At 50.7% G+C, this 12016-nt stretch carries 8 protein-coding genes; 7 read left to right on the top strand and 1 reads right to left on the bottom strand.

All coding sequences use genetic code 11. The features are described from left to right. Positions 1-103 precede the first annotated feature (103 nt). Positions 104-2053 (top strand): ADP-ribosylglycohydrolase family protein, encoded by a 1950-nt coding sequence (locus J2X05_RS16715; protein WP_310074619.1) that lies wholly within the window; start codon positions 104-106, stop codon positions 2051-2053. Between the two features lie 99 nt (positions 2054-2152). On the opposite strand, the gene smpB is transcribed toward J2X05_RS16715, so the two are convergent. Next, positions 2153-2638: an SsrA-binding protein SmpB gene (gene smpB, locus J2X05_RS16710; RefSeq protein WP_310074616.1), complete on the bottom strand. Its 486-nt coding sequence runs from the start codon at positions 2636-2638 to the stop codon at positions 2153-2155. A gap of 237 nt (positions 2639-2875) precedes the next feature. On the opposite strand from smpB, the gene J2X05_RS16705 reads away from it, so the two are divergent. The 6 genes from J2X05_RS16705 to J2X05_RS16680 all read left to right on the top strand — a co-directional run bounded on the left by J2X05_RS16705 (position 2876) and on the right by J2X05_RS16680 (position 12009). Beyond that, positions 2876-4258, top strand: coding sequence for a sodium-dependent transporter (locus tag J2X05_RS16705; protein ID WP_310074614.1), 1383 nt, complete (start codon positions 2876-2878; stop codon positions 4256-4258). Between the two features lie 18 nt (positions 4259-4276). Next, the gene (locus J2X05_RS16700; protein WP_310074612.1) at positions 4277-4711 is read left to right on the top strand and encodes a type II toxin-antitoxin system RatA family toxin; all 435 of its coding nucleotides are present in this window, start codon (positions 4277-4279) and stop codon (positions 4709-4711) included. 50 nt (positions 4712-4761) lie between these two features. Then, entirely contained in the window at positions 4762-5124 is a 363-nt protein-coding gene (locus J2X05_RS16695) for an RnfH family protein (protein ID WP_310074610.1), read from the top strand. A 156-nt stretch (positions 5125-5280) separates the two neighbouring features. After that, the gene (locus tag J2X05_RS16690; RefSeq protein WP_310074609.1) at positions 5281-9237 is read left to right on the top strand and encodes a PAS domain S-box protein; all 3957 of its coding nucleotides are present in this window, start codon (positions 5281-5283) and stop codon (positions 9235-9237) included. Further along, the gene (locus tag J2X05_RS16685) at positions 9234-11582 is read left to right on the top strand and encodes a PAS domain-containing protein (RefSeq protein WP_310074607.1); all 2349 of its coding nucleotides are present in this window, start codon (positions 9234-9236) and stop codon (positions 11580-11582) included. The genes J2X05_RS16690 and J2X05_RS16685 overlap by 4 nt, the downstream gene beginning before the upstream one ends. A gap of 43 nt (positions 11583-11625) precedes the next feature. Then, a complete protein-coding gene (locus J2X05_RS16680; RefSeq protein ID WP_310074604.1) occupies positions 11626-12009 on the top strand; it encodes a response regulator in 384 nt (127 codons plus the stop codon). The last annotated feature ends 7 nt before the right edge of the window (positions 12010-12016 follow it).

Here is a 12016-nt window from a genome sequence, read left to right as displayed (position 1 = left end):
GCTAAAGGTGGGACGACAAGCCAGCGCCCAAAGACGATTCTGTTCTCCTGCTGCATCCAACATTGGTTATGCAGATAACAATAAAATAGTGGGAGATAACGAGATGAAAAAATATCTGGCAACAGCAATGTCTGCGCTCTTGGTTGCAAGTTGTTATGTACAGGCGGATAGCGCCCATTACCAAAAAATTCCGGTCGCTGAATATCAGGATAAAGTGAAAGCCTCCTGGTTGGGGCAAATCATCGGCAATACCTATGGACTCTCCTATGAATTTAAATTTATTGATCAGCCCGGCCCCAACAAATTCCCCTATGGTTTTGGCGAATATCTTGCGAAAGTAAAAGAGGTCAATGGCGCGTTTTCTGATGACGATACGGATATCGAATATATGTATTTATTGCAGATGGAAAAGCACGGCAGTACGCCGTCTTATTCAGCTCTGGCGAATGCATGGCAAGATCACGTGCGTGAAAAAGTCTGGGTGGCCAACCGGCAGGCGGTGGCATTAATGCATGCTGGATATTCGCCGCCGCTCACCGGGCACAAAACATTAAATCCGCAGTGGTTTCAAATTGATCCGCAATTGGTTAATGAAATTTGGGCAGTGACTGCGCCGGGCATGATGAATTATGCCGCTGCAAAAACCCGCTGGGCTGGGCGTATTACCAGCGACGATTTTGGTATTGATCCCGCCGTTATGTACGGCGCTATGTTTTCCGCCGCATTTTTTGAGCGCGATATTGAGCGCTTGATTGCCGCAGGTTTGGCAGCGCTACCGACGCAGAGCCGGTTTGCGGCGATAGTGCGGCATATGCAACAGCTGCACAAAAAATATCCCGATGATTGGCAAAAAGCGCGTGCGGTAATGGCAGAGCATTATTATCGCGCATTCGATTACAACAAAAATGCCTGGTTGGTGGTTGATGCGAATTTAAACGGCGCCTGTGCCATTCTCGCACTTTTATACGGCGAAGGGGATTTTCAAAAGACGCTCGATATGGCAAGTGCAATGGGTTTTGATGCAGACAATCAAGCGGCCAGTATGAGTGGTTTATTGGGAATTGTTGGCGGCACAGCGATATTGCCGAAAAATTTATTGTTCCCCATCCCGGAGTTAAACTGGAGTCAGCCCTATAACGATCGTTATATTAATGTCAGCCGGGTTGGCCTGCCCGATGCGCGCATTAGTGAATTGGTTGCGCGCATGGCACACGAAGGGGAAAAAATTATTCTGGCGCAGGGTGGAAAAAAGATTGTTGAGAAGGGCGTTGAATACTATGTAATTAATACCGACGCGAAATTTTCCGCACCGCTGGAGCTACCTTCTGCGCCCGTGTTGTTTGCTGAGCAAGATCAAATGTTTTCGTTTGATACCGGTGTCGATATTTCCGCGAGCGATGAAAAATTAACACTGCTCAGTAGTGCGCTACCCTCGGGATTGCAGTTGCGCTCCGGTGTCATCTCGGGCGTGCCAGAAACTTCCGGGCTGTATCGATTTAAATTGCGCTTGGCGCGCGGGCAGGAAACCGTTGAGCGCGAATATGTTATCGATGTGCATACTCGTAATCTTGTCGCTACTGCAACTGAGGTTTTGCACAATATAAATGATCCACAAAAAGGTGAATCGCTTGCGCAAATACTACGCGATGGCCAGCTCGAAACAACTTATTACAGCACTGAAAATGCGGTGACAAACAAGCAGGATTTTTACGGCTTTAGCTGGGAGCAACCACAAACTATTTCGGTAGTGCGCTTTAATCCTGGTACGCCCAAAGAATTTGCCGGCTGGTTTACGTCGTTGCAGGTGCAATATCTGGATAATGCGGGTGAGTGGCAAAATGTACAGCAACTGCAGATAGCACCATCAATAAATTTTGATAATTCCCAATGGTTAAAAGGGATTGGTATAAATCACACGCTTTCATTCGCACCAGTTACGACAAAATCGATTCGAATTATTGGTGCTGCAGGTGGTGTTGAACGCGATAGTTTTAACGGCGGCGGTCGCGAGTTTTTCACAGGGATTAGTGAATTGAGTGTGCACGAACGCTAAGCTGCAGTTGTGTTGGAAAAACGGGAAAAAAAATGCCGGTATCAAACAATACCGGCATTTTTATTTATAACGCTTTAATTTGTAAGATCTGCAGAAACATTAATCGCGTTTGGTGGCGGTTTGGAATAGACGCTGTTTGTCGCGCGCCCAATCGCGTTCTTTTTCAGTTTCGCGTTTATCGTGCAGTTGTTTACCCTTGGCGATGGCGATTTCCAATTTAATCAAATGTTCTTTCCAGTAGAGCGCGGTGGGCACTACTGTGTAGCCTTTTTGTTCTACCGCTTCTTGCAGGCGACTAATCTCGCGGCGATTGAGCAGCAGTTTGCGGTTGCGAAAAGGGTCAGTCACAAAATGCGTGGACGCGCTTAGCAGCGGTTGGATTTGGGCAGCTTGCAACCAGGCCTCGTTATTTTTAAACACCACGTAGCAATCAGTGATATTGCCTTTACCCGCGCGCAGGCTTTTGACTTCCCAACCGGTGAGTGCAATGCCCGCTTCAAAACGGTCGTGCAGTTCGTAATCGAACTTGGCTTTTTTGTTGAGGGCGATAGTGCTGCCTTGGTTTTTTTGCGCTTTTTTGGCCATGAACTCAATACTACTCAGGGTATGTCGTCAAACGGGCGGGCATTATATCGGCAAAGCCCGCGCTCTGTCTTGATATAGGCTTGCTGTCTTGAGCAGAGCCTATGGCATGGGCTTATACGGTTGCGCCAATCTAGGTACAATTCACCGTCGAATATTATTCTAGCGCGCTATGTCTGGTGCGATCTGTGCTTAACCAACAATAACGATGCCCAATCAGGGTTAATAGAGGAGCAGCGCGTGAAGCCACTTAAACAACACACTATTTGGGGATTGCGCGGCAGTTTTATTTTGGCCGCGACCGGCTCCGCTGTGGGGTTGGGTAATATCTGGAAGTTTCCCTATATCACCGGCGAGAACGGCGGTGGTGCATTTGTGCTGATGTATCTGCTGTGCATCGCACTGGTTGGTATTCCAATCATGATGGCGGAGATTTTAATGGGCCGCCGAGCGCGCGCCAACCCGATTATGGCAACGGCTGAACTCTGCGAGCACGCCGGAGCTAGCAAGGGCTGGACGACTATAGGTTGGATGGGGGTGCTGGCAGGGCTGCTGATTTTATCCTTCTACTCGGTGATTGCGGGCTGGACCCTCGAGTATGCACTGGCGGCTTTGGATGGAAAATTTGCCGGGCTGACGGGTGAGACATCGCAAGCCCTGTTCGATGGTTTGCTTGCCGACAGCGATCTGATGCTGCAGTGGCACTCATTATTTATCGCGATGACTATCGCGGTACTGGCGCTCGGCGTTACGCGTGGCCTTGAGTCGGCCGTGCGCTGGATGATGCCCTTGCTGTTTGTGCTGTTGCTGATTCTGTTGGGTTACGCCATTAAAGAAGGTGAGTTTGTCACCTCGCTGCGTTTTATGTTCAGTTTTAAACTGGAGGATTTGTCCTGGGAGGGCGCGCAGATTGCCATGGGTCACTCCTTCTTTACCCTCAGCTTGGGTATGGGCGCGATCATGGCCTACGGCGCTTATATGCCGAGCAGCCAATCGGTGGGCAAGACGGTAGTGATAGTCGCGATCCTGGATACCCTCGTTGCCTTGGTAGCCGGTGTCGCTATCTTCGCCTTTGTGTTTGCCACCCCCGGTATTAGTCCCGGCGCCGGGCCGGGCTTGATGTTTGTGACCCTGCCGGTCGCCTTTGGCAATATGGGTGCAGGTCTGGTAATCGGTTCGGTATTTTTTGTGATGGTGATTCTGGCGGCCTGGACATCGACTATTTCGCTGCTGGAACCGGGGGTCGCCTACTTGAATGAGCGTTTTGGGCTGCACCGGATTTTCGCGAGCCTATTGCTGGGGACGATTTCCTGGTTTATCGGTCTGGGCTCAGTCTATTCATTTAATGATTGGTCGGAGCTGCAGTTTTTATGGGGCAAGAATTATTTTGACAGCATGGACTTTATCGCTACCAATATTATGCTGCCGCTCGGCGGAGTATTGATCGCGCTGTTTACCGGCTGGAAACTGCGCGATGAGATTATCCTGCACGATTTAAAATTTGAATCCGCCCTGGTGTTTCGCCTCTGGCGCCCGGTGCTGAAATTTATTTCGCCCATCGCGGTGTTGGTAATTTTGTACAACGGGATTTTTCCCGTATTGCGTGCGGTGTTGGTAGAGTAAATCGTGGTGGAGTAAAAAGTGGCTCATCGGGTAGAGAGATCGGCGTTGGTGAATTATTCCGCGTCACAAATGTTTGAGTTGATCAACGATATTGAAGCCTATCCGCAATTTATGGATGGCTGTGTTGGGGCGACAATTTTGGCGCGTGGCGATGATTGGCTAGAGGCGCGCCTGGAGCTGAGTAAAGCGGGTGTAAGCCAGAGTTTTGTCACGCGCAACCAGTTGCAGCCGCCGCACAGCATGAGCATGAATCTGGTCGATGGCCCGTTTAAGTACTTGCGCGGCGTCTGGCGTTTTACACCCTTGGGCGAGCAGGCGTGTAAGGTGACTTTTGAGTTGGAATTTGAATTGCAAAACCGTCTCTTGGGTATGGCGGTGGGCAAGTTGTTTGAAGGGGTGAGCAATAAACAAGTAGATGCGCTCTGTGCGCGCGCCAAGCAGGTTTACCAGTAATTCTTTTTGTAGTTTATTTTCGATTTCTTTTATTTTGATGGACAGACAGCATGGCCGATTTTGATCTTATCCGGGTAGAAGTGGCTTACGCCTTGCCGCACAAGCAAAAAATTATCGCACTTTTGGTTGAGCCGGGTACCACGGCGTTGAGTGCGGTACAGCGCTCCAAAATTGCCGATCACTTTCCTGATCTGGATATTGCCACTGCCAAGATGGGTATTTTTGGACAGTCTCTGGGTACCAAGGGTATGGACAGCGCCGATAAGCATGTCCTGCATGCCGGTGACCGCGTCGAGATCTATCGCCCGCTCGCCTCTGACCCGAAAGACGCACGGCGCAAACGGGCGGAAAAAGCCGATAGCGCTAAACCTGACGCTGCACTTAACGAAACAGATAATTCTGCTACTGATTAATCCCTCCTCCATCTCTCTCCTTGTGTGTTCCCCCGGTTGATCAGTTGATCAACCGGATAGCCGACCTGCTCCGTTAAAAATTTGCACTACACTGGGGTAATACTGCGTCTTTGCTGGTGCCCAGCAGTCGCTATAACAACATGCTTGAGAGACTTCATGTCACTGAATTACAAACGCCTTTACCGCTGGCTGCCCTGGCTTTCTGCCTTGGGTTTAGCGGCTGTATTTGTGTTGTTTATGTTGGCCGATCTACGTGTTCATCAGCAGGTATGGCATGAGCGCCTGAGCTGGAATACCCAAACCCAAAAAAACCATCTGGAAACCTCGGGACGCGACCTGACCCAACAGGCCATGTTATTGGCGCAGCTGATTGGTGGCGATCATCAGGTCATCGACAAATTGCGCGGGGCGCATCAGGTATTTGTTGCCGAAGAGGGCACTAGTGGTGCCGAACATTTGCGTCAGCTCAGGCAGGAACTGCGAGAGCATCTACACGATTACTGGAGTGGGATGGAAGCGCTGGGCGTGCGGCAATTGAGTGTGTATTTTGCCCCTGGTGCGGTGAACTTTTTGCGCATGCACCGCCCCGATCGCTACGGCGACAGTTTAAGCGGTTTGCGCCCGCTCATCACTAATGCCTTTACTTCCGGCGTGCCCACCTGGGGTGTTGATGTCGCCCGTCAGGGGAGTGGTTATCGCGCCATTCTGCCGGTCACTGCCAAGGCTGATAAAACCGGTGGAGTGATTGCAGTGCTGGAAGTGGGTATGTCATCGCTGCCACAGAAGACTGAAGAATTGCAGTCAGACATTCAGATGGCGGTATTTCTGCGCAAGGCGGCGGTTGAGCAAATACTCTGGGAGCAGACCCGGCAGGAGCTCAACCAGCAGAACCCGACCACGGTGGATGACTGGCGTCTGGAGGACACGACTGACCCGCAACTCCATAACTGGTGGAGCCGGGGCATGATCCCTATCAACCAGCAGGGGCAATTGCTGCACAACGAAGGTAGGACTTACGTCGCCTCTTGGTGGCCGCTGCAGCAGGCGGGGCTGCCAGTGCAGCAATCGGGTTTGGCCATGCTGGTTTGGAACGACATCACCCCGGCCTATGAAGATTATTTATCTATCCGCCAGCGGGTGATCGCCAAGTGGATGACGGCACTGGTGTGCGCACTTTTGCTGCTGATGGCTTTCATCCGCTTCAATCGCCGGTATTTGCGCAGCCTGGTGGAGCAGCACGGCGAACAGCTGCGCGGAGAGCACGCGGTCAGTGAGCAGGCGCGTCAGCGTTTGGCTCTGGCGCTGCGCTCCAGTGACTCGGGCTTTTGGGAGTGGGACATAGCGAACGACAAAGCCCGCTTCTCACCCGAATGGCGTCAACTATGCGGCATTGGGCCCGAGTCGCCCAACTCGCTTGATCTGGACGAGTGGATGAGCCGCGTCCACCCCGCCGACAAACGTATGAGTTACAGCGACATTATTCGCCATATAAAAGGCGAAACGCCCATGTACGAAAATGAATACCGGCTCAAAATCCACGATGGCAGCTACAAGTGGATTCTCACCCGCGGCAAAGTAGTGGAGTGGACTGAGAGTGGCAAAGCGGCGCTGATGTTGGGGGTCTACACCGATATTACCGAGCGCAAAAATACCGAGCTGATCAGTATTCGCCAGCAGGCTGCGCTCCACTCGCTCAATGAAATTGCCTCGCTCTCAGCCGTTGACCCGGATGAACAATTGCGTCGTGCACTCAGTTTAGGCGCGCGCTATCTGGGGTTGAGCAACGGCATCATCAGCCAGATTGATGGCGATGAGTTTCGCATCCATATGCAGTTTTCCGCTCAGGGGCAGCGCGATGCTCCGCTCGTCAGCCCGCTTGCTAAAACCTACTGTAGCCTCACGGTAAACCAGCAGGATGTAGTGGCGGAAGATGATATTCCGGCGAGCAACTTTCGCCAGCACCCCGCGTATTTGTTGACCCAAGTTGAGACTTATATAGGTGCCCCTTTGTGGGTGGGTGGTAAGATTTACGGCACCCTCTGCTTCAACTCGCGCAAAACCCGCCATCACCAGTACGATGCACTCGACAGGGACTTTGTGCGCCTGCTGGCGCGCTGGATCAGTTCGGTGGTTGAACGCTGGCAACAGGATGCCGAGAAAAAAGATATTTTGCAGCGCTTCCAAAAACTCAGCGAGCGCTTGCCTGGCTTTCTCTATCAATTCCAACTGCGCCCCGATGGCAGTTCATTTTTTCCCTACGCCAGCCCCGGGATCAAAAACATTTACGACGTGAGCCCGGAGGATGTGGCGATATCGGCGAGTAAAGTCTTTGGCGTGATTCATCCGGATGATGTGGGCTGGGTGGGCGAAAGCGTCTCCTATTCCGCCGCCCACCTCACGCCCTGGGTGGCTACCGTGCGCATTAACCATCCGCAGCGCGGCATGATTTGGACACACATAGAATCGATCCCGGAAAAACTGGAAGACGGCAGCGTACTCTGGCATGGCTATGTCTCCGACATCACACCGCTTAAACAAACGGAATCGCAGTTGAAGGAAACCAACTCACTGCGCAAAGCGATCCTTGATGCTGCCAGTGTGGCGATAATTTCAACCGACCCCACCGGCACGATCAAAACCTTCAATCATGGTGCGGAGATGATGTTGGGCTATAGCGCTGACGACATCATTGATAAACAAACGCCTGCGCTTATCCATTTGTCCGACGAGGTTATCGCCCGCGCGCAGCATTTGACGTGTGAGTTGGGTTATGAAGTCAAACCCGGGTTTGATGTGTTTATCGCCAAGGCGCGCGAGGGCAGCGACGATGAAAACGAATGGCACTATGTGCGCAAAGATGGCAGCCAATTTCCGGTGCTGCTGACGGTGTCGGCGCTGCGCGATGCGGAGGGGGAGATTACCGGCTACTTGGGGATTGCGCGCGATATCAGCGAAATAAAACGCATTGATCAAATGAAAAATGAATTTATTTCCACCGTCAGCCATGAGCTGCGTACACCGCTGACCGCGATCAGCGGCGCATTGGGGATTTTAGTGAATGGCCTCGCGGGAACTTTACCCGACTCGTCGGCGCGTATGATCCAGATTGCGCACAATAATTCGCAGCGCTTGATCCATCTGGTCAATGATTTGCTCGATATGGAAAAATTGGTTGCGGGCAAAATGCATTTTGATATTCAACAACAAATGTTACTGCCGCTGATCCGGCAAAGTATCGAATCCAATGCGGCTTTTGCCCAGCAATACGGCGTCACTTATAAATTACTACCCGGCAGCGATGTAAAAGTATCTGTCGATCATCAGCGCTTATTGCAAGTGCTCGCCAATTATTTGTCCAACGCTGCGAAATTTTCACCGCTCAATGATGTGGTCACTATCCAGCTGGATATCCACTTCGGCAGCGTGCGTGTCACCGTCACCGATAAAGGCCCTGGTGTGCCCGATAATTTCCGATCGCGCCTGTTTCAAAAATTCTCCCAAGCCGATTCATCGGATACACGTCAAAAAGGCGGAACCGGTTTGGGGCTTGCGATCTGCAAAGAAATTATTGAGCGCATGGGCGGGGCGGTGGGGGTGGAATCCACACCAGGCAAAGGCGCCAGTTTTTATTTTGATTTACCCTGCGAAGATGCAACGCAAAAAATTCCATCAACACGCCTGGAACCGCAAAAAATAAAACCGCATTTGTTGGTAGTGGAAGATGATGCTGAAACCGCAGAGGTGTTAGTCACAGCATTATCTGCACAAAAATACGATGTCGATTGCGCTACGACCGGGCAGTCGGCGCTGGAGCATTTACAATTGCGTGATTACGATTTGGTCACACTCGATTTGCAGCTGCCGGATATGAATGGGATTGCGATAGTGGAGCACATTCGCCAGCAGGAATCCTACCAGCGCAAGGGCGCGAAAAAATTGCCCATTATTATTATCACCGGTGCGGTCGATGAAGGAAAAAAACGTCTGCCATCACTCGTCTCCCGGGAACATGTGTTCTGGTTACAAAAACCGCTTGTCAATGGCCAGTTGGAAGATGTTATTGCACAAGCCCTGGAAAAATTAGCGGCGGATTCAGTGGGAGCAGCGCGATGAAAGCCCCATTATCAATTCACGAAGATGAGAGGCTCGCTCACTTGCATCGGCTGGATATCCTGGATACCCGGCGCGAGCAGAGTTTTGACGATATTGCGCAGTTGGCAATGACCCTGTGCGAAGTTCCCATTGCAGTAGTTTCGCTAATCGACCGCGACCGCCAATGGTTTAAAAGTTGTATTGGTTTGGATGCGGAGGAAACGCCACGCGATCTCGCATTTTGTGCACATGCGATACTTACACCAGACGATTTGTTAGTAGTTGAGGATGCTCTGCTCGATGATCGTTTTAACGACAATGCTCTGGTGTTGGGCGATCCTTATATCCGGTTTTACGCGGGTGCGCCCTTGGTAACTAGTGCCGGTTATGCATTGGGAACCCTGTGCATTATTGATCGGGTTCCACGCAAACTCAGCGCACTGCAATTGTCTACGCTGAAATTATTGGCTGGACAGGTGATGCAATTGTTGCAGCTGCGTGAAGCCAATCTCGCGCTCGCACAAGAGCGTGAAAATTTAGACGATGTGCTCAAGGGCGCCAACCTCGGCACCTGGCGCTGGAATGTGCAAACGGGTGAAACTGTTTTTAACGCGCGCTGGGCGGAGATGCTCGGCTACAACCTCGCCGAACTTGCACCGGTTTCCATCAACACCTGGCTTACATTAACCCATCCAGATGATTTGCCGATTGCGCAGGAACAGTTGGATAAACATTTCCGCGGTGAGCTGACATTTTATGAATGTCAGTACCGGATGAAACATAAGCTTGGCCACTGGATTGTTGTGTTTGCACGCGGTCGTGTTGTTAGTTTTAATACCGAAAACAAACCTCTGTGGATGTCGGGTACGCATGGCGATGTGACGGAGTTGCACACATCGCGCATTCGATTACAGGAAAACGAAGAGCGTTTGCAAACCATGATCAGTAATTTTCCCGGCGCTGTGTATCGCTGCGAAAATGATTCGCGCTGGACCATGTTGTACTTGAGCGCTGCGGTGCAACAATTAACCGGGTATAGGGCAGAAAAGTTTATCGACGATTCACTTAGTATGACTGATATCACCCATAGCGATGATGTGCCGGTAGTCTATGAAAAAGTACAGCAGGCCTTAGCGCGCAAAGAAACCTTCCATGTAATTTATCGCATACAACGCCTCGACACTAGCTGGCGATGGGTTGAAGAAGTGGGGCGCGGTGTTTATGGTGAAAATGATGAACTGAAATATATCGATGGTTTTATCTGGGATATCACCGTCGCCGAAGAGGCGCGCACTGCAATTCAATTAAGCGAACAAAAATTATCGACACTTTACAATCAGGCACCAGTGGCGATTATATCGAACAACTTTGCCGATGGTCGTTTTATTGAGTGCAACCCCGAATTTGTACGCATGATTGGTTACAGTGCCGACGAGATTTTGCATATGGATTATATGGCGCTCACCCCGCCTGAATATGCACAGTCTGATAAAAATGAGTTACAAAATTTATTGCGCAGTGGGCGCTACGGTCCCTATGAAAAACAATATATTCATAGGGATGGTCATTTAATTCCGATCTTGTTGAATGGAGTGTTAATCAACGCACCCGGTGGCGAGCAACATATTTGGGCGTTTATTCAGGATATCACCGAGCGCAAACGCATCGAGCAAATGAAAAATGAATTTGTCTCTGCGGTCAGCCACGAATTGCGTACACCATTGACGGCAATTTCTGGATCGCTCGGTTTGATCGTTAGCGGTGTGCTGGGCGACTTGCCACTTAATATGAAAAATATGCTGGCTATTGCCAATAAAAATGCACAGCGTTTAACACTGTTGATCAATGATTTGTTGGATATGGAAAAGCTATTGGCCGGAAAAATGGCTTTTGATATGCGTGTGCAACCATTCTTGCCAATCATTGAGCAATCGCTGGAGGCGAATAAAGCGTACGCGGATACTTTCGGTGTGAGTTTAGTGCTGCACGCACAGCCTACCAATGTGAGCGTGAATGTTGATGCACAGCGATTGCAGCAGGTATTGGCGAATTTTATTTCCAATGCCGTGAAGTTTTCACCCGCTAATGGCCAAGTGGAAATTCATGTGGTTGCGCACGAACAGCGGGTTGACGTTGCTGTTGTTGATCACGGCCCCGGTGTGAGCGACGAATTTCGCACACGCATTTTTCAAAAATTTGCACAGGCAGATTCATCCGACTCGCGCCAGCGAGGTGGCACGGGTTTGGGCTTGGCGATCAGTAAGGCGTTTGTCGAACGCATGCAGGGTACTATTGGATTTGAATCAGAACCCGGTCAGGGCGCCACTTTTTTTGCGCGTTTTCCAATCGTGAATACGATCGGGTAGCAACACAAAAACCCATGTTAACTACATTAATCAGGTAACTGTAATGGATCATGAATTAACCCGCATTTTGTACGTTGAAGATGACCCGGATATTCAGGCCATCGCCGTAATGGTATTGGAAACTATCAACGGATTTACACTCGAAGCCTGTAATTGCGGCAGCGATGCCTTGGCGAAAGCTGTGCAGTTTAAACCTGACTTGGTATTGCTGGATGTGATGATGCCGGGTATGGATGGCCCGGAAACGCTTAAGGGGTTGCGCGCGTTTCCCGAATTGGCGACGACACCGGTAGTATTTATGACCGCGAAGGTGCAGCCGCAGGAAGTGGAGGGTTATCTCAATTTGGGAGCGGTAGGCGTTATCGCCAAACCTTTTGACCCTATGACGCTGGCGCAGGAGCTGCGCGATATCTGGTTAAGACAATAGAGGGCGG

This window comes from Cellvibrio fibrivorans, from assembly GCF_031457055.1.
GTDB classification, from domain to species: Bacteria; Pseudomonadota; Gammaproteobacteria; order Pseudomonadales; family Cellvibrionaceae; genus Cellvibrio; species Cellvibrio fibrivorans.
This window is presented reverse-complemented; position numbering and strand designations above follow the sequence as displayed.

Bases quoted from the DNA above. Each gene is read 5' to 3' on its own strand.
- J2X05_RS16685 (WP_310074607.1), top strand. From the start codon at position 9,234: ATGAAAGCCCCATTATCAATTCACGAAGATGAGAGGCTCGCTCACTTG.
- J2X05_RS16695 (WP_310074610.1), top strand. From the start codon at position 4,762: ATGGCCGATTTTGATCTTATCCGGGTAGAAGTGGCTTACGCCTTGCCG.
- J2X05_RS16690 (WP_310074609.1), top strand. From the start codon at position 5,281: ATGTCACTGAATTACAAACGCCTTTACCGCTGGCTGCCCTGGCTTTCT.
- J2X05_RS16715 (WP_310074619.1), top strand. From the start codon at position 104: ATGAAAAAATATCTGGCAACAGCAATGTCTGCGCTCTTGGTTGCAAGT.
- smpB (WP_310074616.1), bottom strand. From the start codon at position 2,638: ATGGCCAAAAAAGCGCAAAAAAACCAAGGCAGCACTATCGCCCTCAAC.
- J2X05_RS16680 (WP_310074604.1), top strand. From the start codon at position 11,626: ATGGATCATGAATTAACCCGCATTTTGTACGTTGAAGATGACCCGGAT.